Genomic DNA, 19,404 nt, shown 5'->3' on the forward strand with positions numbered 1-19,404 from the left:
CTCATCCGGAATTCCAGACTCCGCCGCCGGGCTGCCCGGCACATGCCGACGGCATGAGGACCTCCCTGCACGGCCCGGAATTCGCCGCCGCGCCGCACGCGGTGTACGAGCAGCTGCGGCAGTACGGTCCGACCGCCCCGGTCGAACTCGCGCCCGGTGTGGAAGCGGAACTCGTCACGGACTACGCGACGGCGCTGCAGATCCTGCAGAACCCGGATTCCTTCGCCCGCGATCCGCGTCGCTGGCGCGCCCTCAACGAGGGCCGGGTGCCGCTGGACAGCCCCGTCGTGCCGATGATGATGTACCGGCCGAACAGCATGTTCTCCGACGGCGCGACGCATCTGCGACTGCGTCAGGTGGTCACCGACAGCCTCGCCAAGGTCGACATGCACCGGGTCGCCCGGCACGTGGACCGGGTCGCCACGTACCTCGTCGACCAGTTCAGCATCCGCGGCAAGGCCGATCTGATCAGCGACTTCGCGCAGGTCGTGCCGCTGCTGGTCTTCAACGACCTGTTCGGCTGCCCCGCCGAACTCGGGGACCGGCTGATCGTCGCGATCTCCAGCCTCTTCGACGGCATCGATGTCGAGCGGGCCAACGAGGAGATGGCCGGAGCGCTGTTCGAACTGGTCGCACTGAAGCGGGCGCTGCCGGACGACGACATGACGTCCTGGATGATGCAGCACCCCGCCAAGCTGTCGGACGAGGAGATGGTCCACCAGCTGGCACTGCTCATCGGGGCGGGCACCGAGCCGGTGCAGAACATCATCGGCAGTTCGCTGCTGTCGTTGTTGTCCGAGGACCAGTTCGCCGACGGCCCGCACGGCGGGGGCGTCCTGGTGGAGGACGCCATCAACGAGGTGCTCTGGAACAGTCCGCCGATCGCCAACTACGCCACCCACTACCCCGTCCGCGATGTGGAAATCTCCGGGAGCAAACTGCCCGCCGGAGCGCCCGTCCTCATCAGTTTCGCGGCGGCCAACACCGATCCGACGCTCTCCGCCACTCGGCACACCTTCAGCAAGCGGGCCCACCTCGCATGGGGCGCCGGCCCGCACGCCTGCCCGGCCAAGGACCCCGCCCTGCTGATTTCCGTCCGGGCGATAGAGAAGTTGCTGAATACCCTGCCCGACATCGAGCTGGGGGTTCCGCAGGAAGCCCTGACGTGGCGGCCGGGGCCGTTCCACCGGGCGCTCAACGCACTGCCCTCCCGATTCACCCCAATACGGTCGGAACGACGTTCGTCCGCGGGCTACGCGACGCAGGATGCCGCCCAGCCCGGTAAGGGTGCTCAGGACCAGGGCAGGCACAAAAGGGATGGATGGTGGAGTGGGTTCCTGAACTGGTGGAAGGTGTGAGCTTCGCGACAGCGTAGATGTTCTTTGCTCGCATGAACGTTCTCACGGAGGGGTATGCAGCGCTGGCGATTACTGTGTGATCTTCTTGAAAGGGAGTCGCCCGTGGAGCCCGCCCTGGCTGCCGCCTCCGTCGACCGGCGCAGTGTGGTTGCGCTTTTCTCCCGACTGCGTTCCGCGCGAGGGCAGTCGAATCCATTGCCGTTCTACACGGAACTCCAGTCCATGGGGGAAATGGTTCCGGCCCCCTGGGGCGGGCACTTGGCGACCTCGTACCGGCTCTGCCACCAGGTGTTGCGGAGCCGGGACTGGCGCGTCCCCGACAGTGGCTGGCGGGCTGCTCAGGCCGATGCGGTGCGGTGGCACGCGCCCGCTTCCCAGCAGATGGGTGCCACGATGCCGATGCTCAACCCGCCGCATCACACGCAGATGCGGCGGCCGTTGGGAAACGTATTCGACCGCACCGCGCTGCAACAGATGGAAAGATCCGTCGAGCAGAACGCGGAACGCCTCGTCGACACCTTCTTCGAGCAACTGAACGACGGTACCGCGGACTTCTGCGCATTGGTCGGCGACGAGCTTCCGGTGATTACCATCGGGGAATGGCTGGGGCTGCCTTCCGCGGATTTCCCGCTGCTCCGATCGCTCACGCACGATCAGGTGCACACCCAGGAACTTTTTCCCACTCCCAGCCAGCTCGCGATATCCGATTCCGCCACCCGGAATTTGCGCAAGTACTTCACCGACCTGATTCGAGAACGTCGAAAGGCACCGGGCGACGACCCGGTGTCGAGGTGGCTCCGGACGTGGGACGAATTCGAGCCCGACCAGGATGCCGCAGACGAGGCCGTCTACGCACTCGCCCTCTTCATGCTCCTCGCCGCGCTGGAAACCACCTCGCACCTGCTGACGACCATGATGTGGCTGCTCCTGGAGCACCCCCGGCAGGTGGACTGGTTGCGCGTCAACCCCGAGCACATACCGGGCGCGATCGACGAGACGCTGCGCTACGACGCCCCCATCCACATGATCAGCCGGATCGCTCCCGAGGACACCGAACTCGCCGGTGTGCCTGTCAGGGAGGGCGAGATGGTGCAGCTCATGGTGGGAGCCGCACACCACGACCCGGAGCAGTACGCCGCCCCCGAGGTCTTCGACGTCCGGCGCAGGGCGCCGCACCTGAGTTTCGGCGGCGGCATCCACTACTGCCTCGGCAACGCCCTCGCGCGGATGGAAGCCACGTGCGTCCTGACGTCGCTCCTGCGGCGCTTGCCCGTCCAGGGGCTGCGGGTTGCCGGCACCCCCACCTGGGCGCCGCGGGTGGCCTTCCGCCGGCTGATGGAACTCCCGGTCGTCCGCACCTGACGGGACGCTCCCGCAGGCAAGTGTGGCTCAACGAACAAGGAAAACCATGACGCACGACTTCAAGACCCTCCTGGTCACGCACGAGGGGCCCGTGCTCCGGGTCAGACTCAACAGCCCCGAGACCGGCAACGCCATCTCCGGGCTGATCCTCGACGAACTGCTCACCGTCCTCGGTGCGTTGGACGACGACACCGACATACGGGTGCTGGTCCTCTCCGGCGAGGGCGACGACTTCTGCCTCGGCGGCGACCGCAGCGAGTTCCCGGAGCTGCTCGCCGAGGAGGCCGGCGGTCTGGCGCTGCGTGCACTCGGCAACAAGGCCCGCCGGGTGTGCGACGCCCTGGCGACCACCGACGTGGTCACCATCGCCCGACTGCACGGCGGAGTCGTCGGTGCCGGCGTGGGGCTGGCGCTCTTCTGCGACCTGCGGGCGGGTGCCGACACCTGTCGCTTCCGGTTCCCGGAACTCGGCCTCGGGGTACCGCCCGCCTGGGGCGGCATCATGCCTCGGCTGCTGCAGGAAGCGGGCGCCGCTCGGGTCCGCGAACTGATCCTCACCGCGCGCAACTTCGACGCGGCGACCGCGCAGGAACTCTCGATCCTGCACACCGTCGTCCCCGAGGACGAGCTGGACGCCGCCGTCACCCGCTGGACCAAGCCGTTGGTCCGCCGGTCGCCCACGGCGCTGCGCACCGCCAAGCTCATGATGAACGCCTACGGGAACGCCAACCGCCTGGCGGACGCCACGCTCTTCGACGCGGAGCTGTTGTCCTCCGCGCTCAGCGGCGCCCATCAGGCACGGCGGGGCTGAACCCCGCCCACGACGGGGGACGTCGACCCGTGGGTGCGGCCCTGACCAGGCCGCACCGTCGCGCATCCGGGGCCGTCAGCCCGCGGACCCCCCGGCATCCGCACCGTCCGTGGCGATCGGGACCGCCGCACGGTGACGGGCCGCCAGCTCCAGGTACATCGCGGCGTTCAGCTTGATGGACTCCCGCTCCTCGGGAGTCAGTTCCCGCTTGACCTTGGCCGGCACGCCGGCGACCAGCGAGCCCGGCGGCACCCGCATCCCCTGCGGGACCAGAGCCTGGGCCGCGATCAGCGAGCCCGCGCCGATGTGCGCCCCGTTCAGCACCGTGGCGCCCATGCCGACCAGTACGTCGTCCTCGACGGTGCAGCCGTGCAGCACGGCGTTGTGGCCGACCGAGACCCGCTCGCCGACCGTCACCGGGAAGCCCGGATCCACGTGCACCGTGCAGTTGTCCTGGATGTTGCTGTCGGCGCCCAGGACGATCGGGCCGCAGTCGGCGCGCAGCACGGCGTGGTACCAGACGCTCACCCCGGCGGCCAGGGTGACGTCGCCGACCACGACGGAGGTGGGCGCGGTGTACGCCCCGGGGTCGATGTCCGGCGCCTCGCCGCCCACTGCCGCAATCACTGACCGTTCTGCCATCTGCGCATCTCCTCGCCGGTTGGGTGCCGCGCCACCAGCACCGTAGACGACGCGGGCGAGGGGCGGTCGGGGCGGGCGCGGTGGGGTGAAGATCACAGCCGGGCGCGCGGTCGGTGCCCCGGCCCGCTGAGTACGGTGTGCGGGTGCCGATAAACCAGAACGTGTTCTCGTCCCTGACGGCCTGGCGGCGCCGGGCGGTGTCCCGCGCCGTCCACCGTGGGGCGCGCTGGGTGCGGGAGAGCGCGGCCGTCACGGCCGAGCGCCCCGGACCGTACCGCTTCCGCCGGATCGGCACCGGCACGCGGCTGGCGTTCCCGCAGGGCACGGTCTTCGGCGACCCCTGGATCGAGCTGGGCGCGCACTGCATCATCGGCCAGGACGTCACACTCACCGCGGGCATGATGCCGGACCTCGACCTGGGCCCGGACCCGATCCTGACCTTGGGCAACGGTGTGGTGCTGGGGCGCGGCAGCCATGTGATCGCGGACGTGCGCCTGACGATCGGCGACGACTGCTTCTTCGGCCCCGGCGTGTACGTCACCACCACCAACCACAGCTACGACGACCCCGAGACGCCGGTCGGCAAGCAGTGGCCGCGCACCGACCCGGTCGCCATCGGGCCGGGCGGCTGGATCGGCACCGGGGCGGTGATCCTTCCCGGCGCGCGGCTGGGGCGGAACGTGGTGGTCGCGGCCGGTGCGGTGGTCCGCGGCGAGGTCCCCGACCACGCGGTGGTGGCCGGGGCGCCCGCCAGGATCGTCCGCCGCTGGGAACCGGGCGAGGGCTGGCAGCCGCCGCTGCGGACGCCGACGCCGGTCCCGATCCCGGAGGGCGTCACACCGGAGCAGCTGCTGGCACTGGGGGAGTGGGAGACGGCGGAGGGCTAGGTCGCGTCCGGCGGGTCAAGTCCGGGCAGGGCTCGGTAGGTTGGCCGCATGTCTTCTGCACTTGTTGTCGGTTACGACCCGCAAGCGATACCCGGCGTCGACGGAGAGGCTCTTCGTGCGGCGCTCGATGCGGAGCTGGCCCGGTTCGGTGAGCACGGCATCGACGCGGCCATGACACTGATCGTGTTCGACGAATCGGCCGCGTCCACCCTCGTCGCCTCGTTGACCAGGCAGCCGTGGGATGTCGTGGTCGTCGGCGGTGGGATCCGCAAGGCCGAGCCGCTGCTTCCGCTCTTCGAACAGATCGTGAACCTGATCCGGCGCCATGCACCCCAGGCCGCGATTGCGTTCAACACCAGTGGCGGGGACAGCGTCGAGGCGGCACAGCGCTGGCTCTGAGTCCCGGCCGCCCGATCACGTCCTGGGCCGCAGTCGGCCCGTCGCGCCTGCCGTGGCTGCTAATTTGGCGGTATGCCCGTGCCGATGGATGCCTTCGACGAAGTCCGGCCCGCCGCCGAGTGCCTGGACCTCCTGCCCGAGCCGGTCGCCGCCGCGCTGCGCGACTGGCGCGGCTCCGTCCCCGTGGCGGAGCTCCGGTACGTCGACACCGACCCGGCCATCGCGGACACCGAACTCCTCGTCGCCCACTACGGCGACTGGCTGCTGGAGCAGTCGGCGAACTGCGTGGTGGTGGCCGGCAAGCGCGGCGGCGAGGTCACGCTGGCCGCCTGCGTCGTCCTGTCCACCACCCGCGTCGACGTCAACGGCGTGGTCCGCCGCCATCTGGGCGCCCGCAAGGCGTCGTTCGCCCCCGTGGACACCGCGGTCGGCGACAGCGGCATGGAGTACGGCGGGATCACCCCGATCGGGCTGCCCGCGTCCTGGCCGCTGCTGGTGGACGCCGCGGTCGCCGACACCCCCTACGCGCTGGTCGGCAGCGGCAGCCGCCGGGGCAAGCTCATCGTCCCCGGCAAGGCGCTGGCCGAACTTCCGGGCGCCACGGTCCTGGAGGGGCTGGGCACCGCCTGACGGCCCGGCGCCCGGCCGCCGGGCCGGGCCTTGCGGGCCGCGGTCAGCCGACCTCGGTGCCCGGCCGCCGGCGCAGGTCCAGCGAGAGCGGCGTGCTGTGCTCGGTGAAGCCCAGGCTGCGGTAGAGCGGCAGCGCGGCGTCCGTGGCGTGCAGGTCGACCCGGGCGACGCCCTGCTGCGCGAACCGCCCGAGGAGGGCCTCGGTCGTCGCCCGGGCGTAGCCCCGGCCCCGGTACCGGGGATCCGTGCAGACGTTGAAGACGAAGCCCATCCGGCCGGTCGGGTTGACCGGGGACGGCAGCCGCTCGTCGATCCAGCCGAGCGCACCCGCGGCGAGATGCGGCGCAGCCGCCCCGTCCGCCGCCCCGTCCACCACGAAACCGATCAGCCGGGGGTCCGGTCCGGCCAGCTGCCGACGCGCGACCTCCTCCGCGTTCCGTTCCCAACTGCCGTGATCAGCACGGCCGTTCATGGCCAGGTACATCAGCCGGCGCAGCCGGACCAGCTCGGCGGCGTCCTCGGGACGGGCGGTACGTGGCGTGATCATGGCGGCACGCTAGCGCACGCGTCAGGGGACGGCCGGCTTCCGTGCGGGCCTGATGATCATCCGGGGATGATCGCAGGCGGGTCAGCCGAGCCGGGGGATCTCGATGGCCGGGCAGCGGTCCATGACCATGTCGAGGCCGGCGGTGCGGGTGCGGTGGTAGGCGTCGTCGTCGGTGACGCCGAGTTGGAACCAGACCGCCTGGGCGCCGATGGTGACGGCCTCGTCGGCGACGGCTCCGGCGAGGTCGCTGCGCACGAAGACGTCGACGACGTCGATCGTGAACGGGACGGCCGCCAGGGACGGGTAGCCCGCTTCGCCGTGCACGGTCTCGGCCTTCGGGTGCACGGGGATGATCCGCTTGCCGTAGCTCTGCAGCACCTCGGCGACGCGGTACGCGGCGCGCTGCCGGTTGGCCGAGAGCCCTACGACGGCCCAGGTGTCGCCGAGCTCGGTGAGGATTCTGCGGATGGTTGCCTGGTCGCCGTGCACGGGGGTCTCCTGTCGTCCGTATTCCGTTACGACACAACGGGCGATCGGCTCCCCTGATTCCCCTGATCCCCCTGATCCCCCTGATTCCCGTGGTTCCCGTGGTTTCTCTGCATCCGCTGATTTCCCTGCGTCCCCGGCATACCCGGCGTCCCCTGCATCCGCCGGCCCTTCCGGAGCGGGGACGGTCAGACGGACTCGAAGGTGCGGGCGGGCGGTGACGTCCGGTCGCCTTCGGCCTGGTGGGGCACGGTGGGCGTGGGGGGTGTGGTGGGGCGGGCGTGTCTGCGGCGCGGTGTGACATGCCGGCGGACGTCGTCGATGCCGCTTCGCATGCGGGTGCGGAGCCATGCGCCGAGGGGGCGTTCGACGAGGCGGTGGACGAGCCAGGCGGCCACCAGCATCAGCGCGGTGACCGACGCGACCAGGACCGGCGCGGGGAGGCTGTTCCGGAAGCGGTGGATCAGGGTCATGCCGATGTTCATGTGGATGACGTAGAGCGGGTAGGTGAGCGCTCCCGCGGTGGTGAGCCACTTCCACTGGATCCGGTCGAAGGCGCCGAGGGCGATGGCGCCGACGAGGGCGAAGGCGGCGACGATCAGGAGGCGGGCGGGCCAGCTGGGCAGGGTGTGCGCGACGGCCTGGCCGAGGTTGGTGGCCAGGCGGTGGCCGATGTAGCGCTGGGCGAGCAGGAGTTGCAGGAGCACGATCGCCCAGAGGATGGCGTTGGGCCGGTGGCGGCGCATCAGGTAGAAGGCGATGCCGGCGATGAAGAACGGTGCGTACTGCGGCATCGCGAAGGCGGTGAGCAGCGGCGTCTGCAGGGCCGGTGCGAGGGCGGCGGCCGCGGTCCATACGCCGCACAGGAGCAGGCAGTTGCGGTAGGTGACGCCGCACAGCATGACCACGACCATGATCAGGTAGAACTTCAGCTCCACGAAGAGCGTCCAGTACACCGGATCCACGTTGGGCGTGTTGTTGCCGGCCTGGAGCATGGTCAGGTTGTTGATCACGGTGTCCCAGCCGCGGAGGGAGGTGACCTCCGGCCAGAACTTCACCACCAGCGCGGTGAGCAGGATGCCGGCCCAGTAGGCGGGGAACAGCCGGGAGACGCGGGAGACCGCGAACTGGCCCACCGTGCGGCCCCACACGCTCATGCAGATGACGAAGCCGCTGATCAGGAAGAAGACCTCGACGCCCAACCATCCGTACTGGGCCGCCTTGTGGGCCGTCGGGAAGATGGTGCCGGTGGCGTGGCCCCACGGTACGGCGAGGGCGACGTAGTGGTAGAAGACCACCAGCAGTGCGGCGACTAAGCGCAGGCCGTCCAGTGCGGCCAGTCGGTTCCCCGAACGTTTCTCAACCATTGCGCAAACCCCCTGGAGCTCCCCCTTGCGGGAGCGATCTCTGCCTGGTGAGCCTGACAGACCGTAGACAAAGTTGTACGAAGTTTCGATTACGGGCGGGTCACGGGTCGGCAGGGGGTGTGTGGAGATCACCGACGGTGACGATGCCGCCGGGGCGCAGCAGAACGCCCCGCCCGAAGGGGAAGACGGGCGGGGCGGGTTTCGGGGTGGGCGGTCAGCCGGTGCGGCGGCCGAGCGCGGCGCCGACGACGCGGCTGCCCGCCGCGGAGCGGGCCGGTTTGCCGATCGCGGGGCCGCCCACCGGCTCCGGCGCCCCGGCGCCGGTGCCCGGCCGCAGCGCCGTGCCGGCGGCCGGCTCCCGGGTGCGCTGCTTGGCGCCGGTGCCGCCGGCGGCGGTCAGTGCCGCACGCAGCTGCTCGGGCTCCACGACCATGCTCACCGGCCCGGACGGGTTGAGGTAGAGGGCGTGCCCCGGTGGCAGCTGCTCGATCAGTTCGGCCGCCGGCCGCCGGTCGTAGAGCAGTCGGCCCGCCGATTCCAGCTGGGCGGCGGCGGTGTAGACGGGGACCACCGGGGCGCCCTCGGGGGAGGCCGCCGCCAGGGGTGCGCCGGAGGCGGTGACCAGGACGGACACCTCCGCCCGCGCCAGCTCCTCGCAGACCGCCCGGTCCGGGCCGTACCCGGTGGCGGACAGCTGGACGGCTCGGTCCACCGGGTCGGTCGGGTCCGCCCAGTCCAGCATCTGCGGTGACGGTCGGTACTCCGGGTTGTCGCGCCATTCGGCGATCTCGCCGTCCGGGCCCGACCGCCACTGCCCGATCACCGCCCACAGCGGGGGTGCGTCCTCGCCCGCCCAGGTCAGGTCCACCATGGCCAGCCAGTGGTCCGGTGCCTCGCGGGCCGCCTCGACGACCTCCGGGGGCGGCACCGGCATCTCCTCGCCGGTCACCGGAACGCCGGCTGTCATCGCCGCCTGTGTGCTGTCGTCCATCGAGCCCTCCGCCGAGCCGCCGTTCCGGTCCCGCGGGGCCACCGGGCCGTCCTGCGGCCGCGGGGTCCCGCTGGGGCCACAGTGCCCACGGGGGCGGCGGACGTCTCCCCGACGCACCGTGCGGACGGCCCGGGTACGCCGCCCGGCGGTGCGGACTGCGCCGGACGGCGGACACCGCAGCGCGGCGCGGGACGCCGGGTGCCGCGGTCGTCCCGTTCGGGCGGGCGCTTAGGCTGGTCGGATGCAGGAGCAGTACCGGACGCCGGCCCGCGAGGGCGTCCACGAGATCGAGATCAACAAGTCCCGCTTCCTCTGTGCGCTCGCGCCGGTCGCGACCGAGGAGGAGGCCCAGGACTTCATCGCGCGTGTCCGCAAGGAGCACCCGTCCGCCCGGCACCACTGCTTCGCGTACGTCCTCGGGGCCGACGGCGGCATCCAGAAGGCCAGCGACGACGGCGAACCGGGCGGCACGGCCGGAGTGCCGATGCTGCAGATGCTGGTGCGGCGCGAGGTGCGCTACGTGGTTGCCGTGGTCACGCGGTACTTCGGCGGCGTCAAGCTGGGGGCGGGCGGCCTGATCCGCGCCTACGGGGGTGTGGTCGGGGAGGCGCTGGACGTGCTGGGCACGGTCACCCGGCAGCGGTTCCGGCTGGTGACGGTCACCGTGGACCACCAGCGCGCGGGCCGGCTGGAGAACGACCTGCGTACCACGGGGCGGGCGGTGCGCGAGGTGACCTACGGGGCCGAGGTCCGCATCGAGGTGGGGCTGCCGGAGGCGGACGTGGACGGGTTCCGCGCCTGGCTTGCGGACTCCACGGCCGGTACGGCCCGCCTGGAGCTGGGCGGGGAGGCGTACGGGGAGGTGTAGGCGGCGGGCCCGGACTAGGGCGTGTCCGCTCGGGCGGGGACCCGAAGTTCGGTCCGCACCGGTGCGCGGTGGCGCCGAACGTGTCAGCCTGGGCCGGCGGAACGGGCCGCGGACCGGCGTGCGCGCCGGCACGGGAAGGGGCTGCCAGGCATGCCGGACCTCCTCGGGGAACGGGTGGGATTCGTCCGCCGGATCGGACTGTTCCAGGCCACCGCGATCAACATGAGCCAGATGTGCGGGATCGGGCCGTTCGTGACCATCCCGCTGATGGTGACCGCGTTCGGCGGACCGCAGGCCGTCATCGGCTTCGTCGCGGGTGCGGTGCTGGCGCTCGCCGACGGGCTGATCTGGGCGGAGTTGGGGGCGTCGCTGCCCGGGGCGGGCGGCAGTTATGTGTATCTGCGGCAGGCGTTCCAGTACCGCACGGGGAAGCTGATGCCGTTTCTGTTCGTGTGGACGGCGATGCTGTTCATCCCCCTCGGGATGTCCACCGGCGTCATCGGCTTCGTGCAGTACCTGGGCTATCTGTGGCCGGGCATGAGCCAGGGGCAGGGGGACGCGGTCGGCCTGGCGGTCACCGCCGGCATCGTGGTGCTGCTGTGGCGGCGGGTGGAGCGGATCGCCCGGCTCGCCGTCGTGCTGTGGACGGTGATGATCGCCGCCGTCGGCCTGGTCATCATCGCGGCGTTCACCCACTTCAGCCCGGAGCGGGCCTTCACCTACCCCGCGCACGCCGTCGATCTGACGGCCGGTCACTTCTGGGTCGGTTTCGCCGGCGGCCTCACCATCGGCATCTACGACTACCTCGGCTACAACACCACCGCCTACATGGGCGCCGAGATCAAACGCCCCGGCCGCACCCTGCCGCGCGCCATCCTCTTCTCCATCCTCGGCATCATGGTGATCTACCTGCTGCTCCAGATCGGCACCCTCGGCGTCGTCGACTGGCGCGAGATGCTCGATCCGCACAGCACGGCCGGATCCTCGGTCGCCTCCGCCGTCCTGGAACGCACCTGGGGCCGCACCGCCGCCGACGCCGTCACCGTGCTCATCCTGATCACCGCCGTCACCTCCGTCCTCACCGGACTCCTCGGCGGCTCCCGGGTCCCCTACGACGCCGCCCGGGACCGGGTGTTCTTCCGCCCGTACGGGACGCTGCACCCCCGCCACCGCTTCCCGGTCCTGGGGCTGCTGACCATGGGCGCCATCATGGCCGCGGGCTTCCTGCTGGGCCGCCACACCGACCTGGCGACCGTCATCCAGCTGCTCACCACGGTGATGGTGCTGGTGCAGGCGCTGGCCCAGATCGCGGCGGTCAGCGTGCTGCGGCGCCGGCAGCCGGCGCTGCGCCGCCCGTACCGCATCTGGCTGCACCCGCTGCCGAGCCTGGTCGCGCTGGTCGGCTGGCTGGTGATCTACGGCTACGCGGACCGCAGCGCCCCCGGCCGGCACCCCATCGAATGGTCGCTGGCCTGGGTCGCGGCGGGGCTGGTGGCGTTCCTGGGGTGGGCCCGCGCGGAGCGGGAGTGGCCGTTCGGGCCGAAGCGGATCAGTGAGGAGTATCTGCACGGGGCGGATCCGGACGCGGGGGCGGAGCCGGTCGAGTCGCTTCCCGAACCGAATTGATGGGGCGTCAATTGAGCTTGTTGGCTGGTTGGTTCAGCCGTCGGGGAGGTCGAGTCGGCGGGACGTCCCCGGGGCGACGGTGAACGGGCGGCCGCGCACCCGGACCCGGACCGCGGCGTGCTCCGACTCCGGCACGGTGATCCGCACCCGGTCGGCGTGGATCCGCAGGTCGATGTCCCGGTGGCGGCGGTAGCGGAACCGCACGCCGAACTTGGAGAGCTGGGGGAGCGGCGCCGGATCCAGCCACAGGGCGCGGTCCCGGGTCTCCAGACCGGTCATCCCGCGCTGCACGAAGTCGAGGGTGCCGGCCATCGCGCCCAGATGGATGCCCTCCGCGGTGGTGCCGCCCTGGACGTCCGCCACGTCGCCGGTGAGCGCCTCCTCGCAGTACGCCCAGGCGTCGTCGCGGCGCACCCGCGCCAGCACCCAGGCGTGGACCACGGCGCTGAGCGTCGAACCGTGGCAGGTGCGGTGCAGGTAGTGGTCGACGGTCGCCCGCCAGACGTCGTCGTCGAGGCGGTAGCCCAACTGGCGGAAGACACCGGCCAGTTCCGAGGGCGAGAAGAGGTAGCCGAGCATCAGCACGTCGGCCTGTTTGGACGCCTGGTAGCGGTTGACGGTGTCGCCCTCGGCCTCCAGGATCCGGTCCAGCCGCCGGATGTCGCCGTAGCGGGCCCGGTAGCCCGCCCAGTCGAGTTCGGCCAGCTGCCCGTAGCCCGCGAACTGGCTGATCACGCCCCGGTGGTAGGGGACGTGCAGCCGGTGCGCGAGGTCGTCCCAGTGCTGCCGTTCGTCGTGCGAGAGCGCCAGCCGCTCGAACAGCGGCCGCCGGCGCGCCTCGGGCAGGGTCCGGCACAGCTCCAGCGCCCGCGTCAGCACCCAGGCTGCGGTGACGTTGGTGTACGCGTTGTCGTCCAGGCCCGGCCGGTCGGCGTCCGGATAGCCCTCGTGGTACTCGTCGGGGCCGACCACCCCGCGGATGCGGTAGCGGTTCAGCGCCGGGTCCCAGTCCGCGCTCGCCGCCCAGAAACGGGCGATCTCCAGCAGCATCTCCGCGCCCTTGGTGTGCAGGAACGCGGTGTCGCCGCTGGCCTGCCAGTACTGCCACACGTTGTAGGCGATCGCCGAACCGACGTGGTGCTGGAGGTGGGAGTGGTCCGGCAGCCAGCGGCCCGAGCGCGGGTTGAGGTGCAGCCGCTGGGTCTCCTCGCGGCCGTCGCTGCCGCTCTGCCACGGGTACATCGCGCCCGCCCGGCCCGCCTCGCGCGCCGCCCGGCGGGCCGCCGGCAGCCGCCGGTGGCGGTAGTCCAGCAGCGCCCGGGACACCTCCGGGAACTGCAGGTTCAAGAACGGCAGCACGAACAGTTCGTCCCAGAAGACGTGCCCCCGGTACGCCTCGCCGTGCAGACCGCGCGCCGGCACCCCCACGTCCAGCCGCGCGGTGTGCGGGGAGAGGGTCTGCAGCACGTGGAAGACGTGCAGCCGCAGGATCCGGCCCGCCGCGCCGGGCACGTCCAGCCGCACCTGCCGCCACAGGTGCTGCCAGGCGCGGTGGTGCGAGGCCAGCAGCCGGGGCACGGCCGGGGCCCGGCGGACCGCGTCCAGGGCGGCCGGCAGCGGTGCGGCGCGGGCCCGGTCCTGCGAGGTGTGCAGCGCCACCGTCTTGTCCACGGTCGCCGGGGCGCCGGGCCGCACCGGGACGGTGAGCATCCGCCAGACCCGGCGCGGCCCCGGCTCGGAGCGGGCGGTGCCGCCGCGCGGGGCGGCGCGGAAGCGGGCGGCCAGCGCGACGGTGATGCCGGAGGTGCGGGTGCGGCAGCGCAGCCAGCACGCGCCGTCGTCCTCGGCGCCGGTCTCCCAGCCGGTCAGATGGGTGTCGGCGAGCGCCTGATAGCGGGCCACCCCGCGGTTGCGGACGTCGCCGTCGAGCCCCGCCGCGACCTCCACCGTCCCCGACCACCCCTCGGCGGTGAACACCGTGCGCTGGACGGCGAGATCGGGTTCGGCCATGTGGACCAGGCGGCGCTCGGTGACGGTCAGCCGCCGCCCGGCGCCGTCCTCGTACGACGACCAGCGGGTCAGGGTGCCGCGGCGCAGGTCCAGCGTCCGGCGGTGTCCGGTCAGCTGGGGATGGTCGGGGGAGAGCCACGGGCCGGGCTCCGGGGCGTCCTGGGGGCGGATGCGGTAGCGCAGCGGCAGCCAGTCGGGCAGGTTGACCAGGTCCTCGTTCTCCACCCAGCGGCCGGCGACGGTCGAGGTCAGCCGGTTGTAGAGGCCGGCCGCGTAGGTGCCCGGGTAGTGCGCGGGGCCGCACGGCGACTCCGAGGCGGCGCCGCGGGTGGCGAACCGGCCGTTGCCGAGCGTGCACAGCGCCTCCCGCAGCCGCTCGTCCTCCGGGTCGTACCCCTCGTACGTCCAGGTCCAGGCCGGCGCTGTCACGGGGCCGCCCCGGGCACCAGCAGCTCGCCGGGGTCGGTGACCACCACGTCGGCGCCGTGGTGGCGCAGTGCGGCGGCGTGCCCCGGGGTGCCGCTCCGGTCGACGCCCACGACCAGGCCGAAGCCGCCGCGGCGGCCCGCCTCGACACCGGCCGCGGCATCCTCCACCACGGCCGCCTCCCGGGGTGGCACGGCCAGCCGCCGGGCCGCCTCCGCGAACAGCGCCGGATCCGGTTTGCCCGGCAGCCCCAGCCGCGCCGCCTCGTTTCCGTCCACCACCGCCCCGAACAGCCCCAGCAGGCCCGCCCGGGACAGCAGCTCGGTGGCATGGCGGGACGCGGACACCGCGGCGCACGGGACGCCCGCCCCGCGCAGCGCGTGCAGCAGCCGCACACTGCCCGGCCAGGCGGGCGCCCCGCCCTCCCGCAGCAGCGCGGTGAACACCTCCTCCTTGCGGGCCGCGACCGCCGCCACCGAGCCGGTGCCCGGCGGGTCGTCGGGGGAGCCGGGCGGCAGCGCCAGCCCCCGGGAGGCCAGGAACGCGGCGGCGCCGTCCAGCCGGGACCGGCCGTCCACATGGCGGAGGTAGTCGTCCACCGGGTCGAAGGGCCGTCCTCCGCCCGCGGCGGCCAGACAGGCGTCGAACGCCTCCTGCCAGGCAGCGGCGTGCATCCGCGCCGAGTCGGTGAGCACGCCGTCGGTGTCGAAGACCACGGCCCGCACCCGGCGCAGACACGCGGCCAGCGGCGACGCGGCGGACATGGCGGTTACCCTCCAGCATTCCTTCGTCGGATGCGTTCCAAGGCGTTCCGATGCGTTCCGAGGCAGCTTCGCTGCGTTCGGATGCGTTTCCGGTGCGTCCCCATGCGTTCTGATGCGTGCGGATACGTCCCTCCATGGCACCACGACATCCCGGCCCGGGCCGCTCGTGGCCCCGCGGGCCCTGGCGAGCCGCGGGGCCCGGGGCACACGATGGAAGGGAGCCGAGGGACGCCACCGGACGCCGCGTTCCGGGCCCGCACCGCCGGCCGCGCGGGCCCGGACCCGGCGCCGCCCCGGCACGGCCGCGGCCCGAGCGACGGAAGGCGGTGGGGACGATGGAACTCCCCCTGGTCGTAGGCGTGGACGGATCGGACGCCGGGCTGCGCGCCCTGGACTGGGCGGTGGACGAGGCGGCGCTCCACGGACTGCCGCTGCGCCTGGTCCACGCGTCCCGGTGGGAGCGCTACGAAGGGGTGGCCCCACCGGAGAGCGCCCCCGCCGAGCAGGCGATGGCCGACCGGCTCGTCGCGTCCGCCGCCGACCGCGCCGCCCGGCGCAACCCCGAGGTCGAGGTCTCGGTCCAGGTCCTGGCCGACGACGCGGTCACCGCCCTGCTCCGCGAGGCGCCCTACGCCACGGCGGTGGTCCTCGGCTGCAAGGGGCGCGGGGAGTTCGCCGACCTGCTGCTGGGCTCGGTCAGCCTGTCGGTGGCGGCCCGCGCCCGGCACCCCGTGGTGGTGGTCCGCGGCGACCGGGCCGGTCTGGACAGTAGCCACGACCGGGTGCTGCTCGGCATCGGGGACACCGCGAAGGGCTCCCCGGCCGTCCGGTTCGCCTTCCGGGAGGCGGAGGCCCGCGGCTGCGCCCTCGACGCGATCCGCGCCTGGCACTGCCCCGCCCACGAGAGCGCCGACCGCGGCGGGCACGACGCCGGACCCGAGCACCACGCCGAGCAGCGGGCATCGGAGCTGGTCGACGCGGCGGTGGAGGCGGAGGCGGCGGCGCACCCGACGGTGCACGTCCGCCGCACCACCGTCGAGGGACCGGCGCACCGGGTGCTGGTCCGGCGGTCCGCCGCGGCGGACCTGCTGGTCCTCGGGGCCCGCCACCGGCACGGCCACTTCGGGCTGCAACTGGGCCGGGTCGGGCACGCCGCGCTGCACCACGCCGCCTGCCCGGTCGCCGTCGTCCCGCGGGGCTGAGCCCCGGCCGGGCCCCGCCGCGGGCGTCAGGCGAGGTGGTCGTACGGGGCCAGCACCGCCCGTTCGATCCGCCGCTGCACGTGCTGGGTCAAGGTGGCCAGCGGTGCGGAGACCGACGGCCGGACCGGGACCGGCGCCCGGATGGCCCGAGCCGTCGACGGCAGCTCCGCGAGGTCCGCCACGAGCCGGGACCGGGCGTCCGCCAGCGAGGTCCGCGGCGCACAGCGCATCCCGTCGCGCATCAGCGTCTCCAGCAACGGCACGCTGCCGGCCGGCGCCGGCTCCTCGGCCAGCCCGATCACATCGCGGCAGCCCGGGTGGCGGAAGACCTGTTTCCGGCCCGGTGCGGTGGCCTTCGCGGCCGACAGCTTCATCACCGGCCGCCCGTCGTACGCGACGAGCTTGTACGCCGAATCGAGGTACGGCGCGTCGGCGCTGACCCCGACCCGGGTGCCCACCGCGAACACGTCGACCGGCGCCCCGGCCCGCACCAGGTCGTCCACCGCGAACTCGTCCAGCCCGCCGCTGGCCACGATCCGCACCCCGGGCAGCTCCGCGCGGTCCAGCATCGCCCTGGCCCGCACCGCCAGCGCCGCCAGATCGCCGCTGTCCAGCCGGATCGCCGCCCCCTCGGTACGGTCCAGGGTGTGCAGCACCCGGGCCGCCGCGGCCACCCCGGAATCGACGTCGTAGGTGTCCACCAGGAACGTCACCGGCCCCGGATGGGCCCGCGCGAAGGCGCTGAACGCGGCCTCCTCGTCCTCGAACGCCTCGACGTAGGAGTGCGCCATGGTGCCGACCGCCGGCAGCCGCTCGGCGTGCGCCGCCGCCACGTTGCTGGTCCCCGCGAAACCGGCCATCGCCGCCAGCCGCGCGGCCCGCAGACCCGCCTCCACCCCGTGCGCGCGGCGCAGCGAGAAGTCCACCACCGGCCGGCCGCGGGCCGCCAGGACGCACCGCGCGCACTTGGCGGCGATCGCGGTCTGGTGGCTGAGCTGGTTCAGCACGAAGGACTCCACCAGCTGCGCCTGCGGCAGCGGCGCGGTGATCTCCAGCAGGGGTTCGCCGGCCAGCACCACCCGGCCCTCCGGCACCGCCCGGACCTCCCCGGCGAAGCGAAGCCCCAGCAGCGGCGCCAGGTCCATGGTGGGCCGGTGCAGCGCCTCCGCGAACACCTCCACGTCCTCGGGCCCGATCCGGAACCGGGAGAGGAAGTCGAGCACCGCCTCCGCCCCGGCGGCGACCAGGAAGCCCCGGTCGGCGGGGAGTTCCCGTACGAAGCAGCTGAAGGTGGCCGGCCGGGTCATCCCCTCGCGCAGGTACGACAGGGCCATGGTCACTTCGTACAGGTCGGTCGTGGTCGGACCGGCCGTCGTCCCATCCGGCATCGCCGGCTCCTTCCCGGGCCGTGCCGGCGGACCGGGGCCGCGCACGGCCCGGCGGCCGACCCGCGGGCGCTCTCAGGCCGGCTCGCTCGTCCAGCCGTAGACGGTGCGCCGCTCGTGCCCCGGCGGTGCGGCGCCGACGCCCGCCAGGTCGTGGTCCGCCAGCCGGATCAGCTGCCCGGCGAGGTCCTTCATGGCCCGGCCGGCGGCCAGTTCGTCGCCGATCACCGGGACGGCAGGGTCCTCGGGGTTGCGGCGGGCCCGGCCGTGCCCGGTCAGGGCCTGGGTGCCGGTGTCCAGCTCCACCCGCGCCCGGGTCGTCCCGTCCTCCTCGGTGAGAATCAGCCGGACCGGCCACTCGGTGGTCTTCGCCATGGCTCACCTCCGCGGTGTCCTGCGGGGCCGCACCGGACCGTGCCACGGGCCCGCACGCCGTCGCTCGCCCCTGCCACCCATTGTTGGGAGAAACCGCTCGGGGCGCCTGTCCGTGCGGGACGCGGCGCACCGCGGGAGCGTGCCCGGCGCCGGCCGGTGCGGCACCGCGGCAGCGGCGGTGCGCTCACTCGTGCGGCACGATCGCGACCGGGCACGGCGCGTGGTGCACCGCCGCCTGGACCACATGGCCGATCTTCGGCGCCGGGAAGTGCAGCTTGTGCCGGCGGCCGACGACCAGCAGCGCGGCGTCCGAGGCGTCCCGCAGCACCGCCCGCGCCGGGCTCTCCTGCTCCACCCGGGCCTCCAGCCGGACGTCGGGGAACTTCTCCCGCCAGGGCCGGAGCGCGGCCGTCAGCTCCTGCCGGGCGTCCTCGGCCGCCTGCTCCGCGGCGACCGGCTCGACCCCGCCGCCGCGGTTGTACGCGTACGAGGGCAGGTGCCGGCCGTGTACGACCCGGAGCGGTACGCCCCGCCGGGCGGCGCTCTCGAAGGCGAACGCCAGCAGGGCCTCGCACGGCTCGTGCAGGCTCAGTCCGGCCGTCACCGGGGCGCCCGGAGCCGGAGTCGCGGCGCCCGGCCGGGTCCGGACCAGCACCGTGGGGGTGCGGGTGTGCGCCACCACCTGGAGGCCGATCTCGCCCATCACGTACCGCGCCAGCGGGCCCAGGTCCCGCGAGCCCAGGACCAGCAGCGACGACTGGTCGGCCGCCTCCTTGAGGGCGGCGAGCGGGTCCTCGGCCACCAGGGCCTCGTCCACCGGGAGGTCCGGGTGGCGGTCCCGGACGACCTCCCGGGCGTCGCCGATGATCCGGTGCGGCCAGTAGTTCTGGTCGTCCTCGCCGGTCGGCCCGGGTTCCGGTTCGGGTGCCAGCAGCACCCAGGCGTGCAGCAGCCGCAGCCGGGCCCGCCGCAGCTCCGCCTCGTGCGCCGCCCACCGCACGGCGGCCGTCGCCTCGGGGGTCCCGTCGACGCCCACGGTGATCACGTCCTGCATGACCTCACCTCGCTCCCGGTCCGCTCACCGCTGACCCACGCAGCGGCATGCCGCACTTCCAGTCTCCGCCGGACCGGCGGGTGGCACCGGGTGGGCGGCACGGTGCCGGTGCTGCCGGGGCCGGGTATCGCGCGGGTCGAGGGCTCGGGCGCGGTCGCCCGGTGGCCGCCCCGGGCAGGGTTCTCGAAGGGAACGCGAAGGTCTCCTGTGTGAG

At 73.3% G+C, this 19,404-nt stretch carries 19 protein-coding genes; 9 read left to right on the forward strand and 10 right to left on the reverse strand.

What is annotated here, in order from left to right; all coding sequences use genetic code 11:
- Positions 1-53 precede the first annotated feature (53 nt).
- The 3 genes from CG747_RS31915 (at position 54) to CG747_RS31925 (ending at position 3,531) form a co-directional block, all read left to right on the forward strand.
- Entirely contained in the window at positions 54-1,358 is a 1,305-nt protein-coding gene (locus tag CG747_RS31915; RefSeq protein ID WP_257980880.1) for a cytochrome P450, read from the forward strand.
- A 102-nt stretch (positions 1,359-1,460) separates the two neighbouring features.
- Positions 1,461-2,720, forward strand: a complete 1,260-nt coding sequence (locus CG747_RS31920) for a cytochrome P450 (RefSeq protein WP_100605341.1) — start codon at positions 1,461-1,463, stop codon at positions 2,718-2,720.
- A 46-nt stretch (positions 2,721-2,766) separates the two neighbouring features.
- Positions 2,767-3,531 (forward strand): enoyl-CoA hydratase/isomerase family protein, encoded by a 765-nt coding sequence (locus tag CG747_RS31925; RefSeq protein WP_100605342.1) that lies wholly within the window; start codon positions 2,767-2,769, stop codon positions 3,529-3,531.
- A 75-nt stretch (positions 3,532-3,606) separates the two neighbouring features.
- Here the strand turns inward: CG747_RS31925 and CG747_RS31930 are convergent, their stop codons facing one another.
- Entirely contained in the window at positions 3,607-4,173 is a 567-nt protein-coding gene (locus CG747_RS31930) for a gamma carbonic anhydrase family protein (protein WP_100605343.1), read from the reverse strand.
- A 401-nt stretch (positions 4,174-4,574) separates the two neighbouring features.
- Here CG747_RS31930 and CG747_RS31935 point away from each other — a divergent pair, with 401 nt between their 5' ends.
- From CG747_RS31935 to CG747_RS31945, 3 genes are all read left to right on the forward strand, one after another.
- The gene (locus CG747_RS31935) at positions 4,575-5,060 is read left to right on the forward strand and encodes a DapH/DapD/GlmU-related protein (RefSeq protein WP_374701850.1); all 486 of its coding nucleotides are present in this window, start codon (positions 4,575-4,577) and stop codon (positions 5,058-5,060) included.
- 48 nt (positions 5,061-5,108) lie between these two features.
- Positions 5,109-5,459 carry a hypothetical protein gene (locus tag CG747_RS31940; RefSeq protein WP_100605344.1) on the forward strand — a complete coding sequence of 117 codons (351 nt, stop codon included), beginning with the start codon at positions 5,109-5,111 and terminating at the stop codon, positions 5,457-5,459.
- Between the two features lie 72 nt (positions 5,460-5,531).
- Positions 5,532-6,089, forward strand: coding sequence for a YbaK/EbsC family protein (locus CG747_RS31945; RefSeq protein ID WP_100605345.1), 558 nt, complete (start codon positions 5,532-5,534; stop codon positions 6,087-6,089).
- 43 nt (positions 6,090-6,132) lie between these two features.
- Here CG747_RS31945 and CG747_RS31950 read toward each other — a convergent pair whose 3' ends face one another.
- From CG747_RS31950 to CG747_RS31965, 4 genes are all read right to left on the reverse strand, one after another.
- Entirely contained in the window at positions 6,133-6,636 is a 504-nt protein-coding gene (locus CG747_RS31950) for a GNAT family N-acetyltransferase (RefSeq protein WP_100605346.1), read from the reverse strand.
- 81 nt (positions 6,637-6,717) lie between these two features.
- The gene (locus CG747_RS31955; protein WP_100605347.1) at positions 6,718-7,125 is read right to left on the reverse strand and encodes a CoA-binding protein; all 408 of its coding nucleotides are present in this window, start codon (positions 7,123-7,125) and stop codon (positions 6,718-6,720) included.
- A 185-nt stretch (positions 7,126-7,310) separates the two neighbouring features.
- Entirely contained in the window at positions 7,311-8,489 is a 1,179-nt protein-coding gene (locus CG747_RS31960; protein WP_100605348.1) for an acyltransferase, read from the reverse strand.
- 214 nt (positions 8,490-8,703) lie between these two features.
- Positions 8,704-9,480, reverse strand: coding sequence for a type VII secretion system-associated protein (locus CG747_RS31965; protein WP_100605417.1), 777 nt, complete (start codon positions 9,478-9,480; stop codon positions 8,704-8,706).
- Positions 9,481-9,721: 241 nt separating this feature from the next.
- Between CG747_RS31965 and CG747_RS31970 the strand changes: the two genes are divergently transcribed.
- Positions 9,722-10,348 carry a YigZ family protein gene (locus tag CG747_RS31970; protein WP_100605349.1) on the forward strand — a complete coding sequence of 209 codons (627 nt, stop codon included), beginning with the start codon at positions 9,722-9,724 and terminating at the stop codon, positions 10,346-10,348.
- A gap of 150 nt (positions 10,349-10,498) precedes the next feature.
- Entirely contained in the window at positions 10,499-11,974 is a 1,476-nt protein-coding gene (locus CG747_RS31975) for an APC family permease (RefSeq protein WP_100605350.1), read from the forward strand.
- A 33-nt stretch (positions 11,975-12,007) separates the two neighbouring features.
- Here CG747_RS31975 and CG747_RS31980 read toward each other — a convergent pair whose 3' ends face one another.
- Complete coding sequence (locus CG747_RS31980) at positions 12,008-14,413, reverse strand: glycoside hydrolase family 65 protein (protein WP_100605351.1); 2,406 nt, start codon at positions 14,411-14,413, stop codon at positions 12,008-12,010.
- On the reverse strand, positions 14,410-15,174 hold the full coding sequence (locus CG747_RS31985; RefSeq protein ID WP_100605352.1) for an HAD family phosphatase: 765 nt from the start codon (positions 15,172-15,174) through the stop codon (positions 14,410-14,412). The genes CG747_RS31980 and CG747_RS31985 overlap by 4 nt, the downstream gene beginning before the upstream one ends.
- A 335-nt stretch (positions 15,175-15,509) precedes the next feature.
- Between CG747_RS31985 and CG747_RS31990 the strand changes: the two genes are divergently transcribed.
- Positions 15,510-16,376 (forward strand): universal stress protein, encoded by an 867-nt coding sequence (locus CG747_RS31990; RefSeq protein ID WP_100605353.1) that lies wholly within the window; start codon positions 15,510-15,512, stop codon positions 16,374-16,376.
- 26 nt (positions 16,377-16,402) lie between these two features.
- On the opposite strand, the gene CG747_RS31995 is transcribed toward CG747_RS31990, so the two are convergent.
- From CG747_RS31995 to CG747_RS32005, 3 genes are all read right to left on the reverse strand, one after another.
- Positions 16,403-17,764 (reverse strand): nicotinate phosphoribosyltransferase, encoded by a 1,362-nt coding sequence (locus tag CG747_RS31995; protein ID WP_100605354.1) that lies wholly within the window; start codon positions 17,762-17,764, stop codon positions 16,403-16,405.
- A gap of 72 nt (positions 17,765-17,836) precedes the next feature.
- Positions 17,837-18,136 carry a DUF1876 domain-containing protein gene (locus CG747_RS32000; protein ID WP_100605355.1) on the reverse strand — a complete coding sequence of 100 codons (300 nt, stop codon included), beginning with the start codon at positions 18,134-18,136 and terminating at the stop codon, positions 17,837-17,839.
- A 184-nt stretch (positions 18,137-18,320) separates the two neighbouring features.
- Entirely contained in the window at positions 18,321-19,190 is an 870-nt protein-coding gene (locus CG747_RS32005) for a universal stress protein (protein ID WP_100605356.1), read from the reverse strand.
- Positions 19,191-19,404: the final 214 nt, after the last annotated feature.

The organism is Streptomyces sp. CB02959 (genome assembly GCF_002803155.1).
Lineage (GTDB): Bacteria > Actinomycetota > Actinomycetes > Streptomycetales > Streptomycetaceae > Streptomyces.

Bases quoted from the DNA above. Each gene is read 5' to 3' on its own strand.
- CG747_RS31990 (WP_100605353.1), top strand. From the start codon at position 15,510: ATGGAACTCCCCCTGGTCGTAGGCGTGGACGGATCGGACGCCGGGCTG.
- CG747_RS31935 (WP_374701850.1), top strand. From the start codon at position 4,575: ATGCCGGACCTCGACCTGGGCCCGGACCCGATCCTGACCTTGGGCAAC.
- CG747_RS31970 (WP_100605349.1), top strand. From the start codon at position 9,722: ATGCAGGAGCAGTACCGGACGCCGGCCCGCGAGGGCGTCCACGAGATC.
- CG747_RS31985 (WP_100605352.1), bottom strand. From the start codon at position 15,174: ATGTCCGCCGCGTCGCCGCTGGCCGCGTGTCTGCGCCGGGTGCGGGCC.
- CG747_RS31930 (WP_100605343.1), bottom strand. From the start codon at position 4,173: ATGGCAGAACGGTCAGTGATTGCGGCAGTGGGCGGCGAGGCGCCGGAC.
- CG747_RS31945 (WP_100605345.1), top strand. From the start codon at position 5,532: ATGCCCGTGCCGATGGATGCCTTCGACGAAGTCCGGCCCGCCGCCGAG.
- CG747_RS31925 (WP_100605342.1), top strand. From the start codon at position 2,767: ATGACGCACGACTTCAAGACCCTCCTGGTCACGCACGAGGGGCCCGTG.
- CG747_RS31940 (WP_100605344.1), top strand. From the start codon at position 5,109: ATGTCTTCTGCACTTGTTGTCGGTTACGACCCGCAAGCGATACCCGGC.
- CG747_RS32005 (WP_100605356.1), bottom strand. From the start codon at position 19,190: ATGCAGGACGTGATCACCGTGGGCGTCGACGGGACCCCCGAGGCGACG.
- CG747_RS31995 (WP_100605354.1), bottom strand. From the start codon at position 17,764: ATGCCGGATGGGACGACGGCCGGTCCGACCACGACCGACCTGTACGAA.
- CG747_RS31960 (WP_100605348.1), bottom strand. From the start codon at position 8,489: ATGGTTGAGAAACGTTCGGGGAACCGACTGGCCGCACTGGACGGCCTG.
- CG747_RS31915 (WP_257980880.1), top strand. From the start codon at position 54: ATGAGGACCTCCCTGCACGGCCCGGAATTCGCCGCCGCGCCGCACGCG.
- CG747_RS31950 (WP_100605346.1), bottom strand. From the start codon at position 6,636: ATGATCACGCCACGTACCGCCCGTCCCGAGGACGCCGCCGAGCTGGTC.
- CG747_RS31965 (WP_100605417.1), bottom strand. From the start codon at position 9,480: ATGGACGACAGCACACAGGCGGCGATGACAGCCGGCGTTCCGGTGACC.
- CG747_RS32000 (WP_100605355.1), bottom strand. From the start codon at position 18,136: ATGGCGAAGACCACCGAGTGGCCGGTCCGGCTGATTCTCACCGAGGAG.
- CG747_RS31975 (WP_100605350.1), top strand. From the start codon at position 10,499: ATGCCGGACCTCCTCGGGGAACGGGTGGGATTCGTCCGCCGGATCGGA.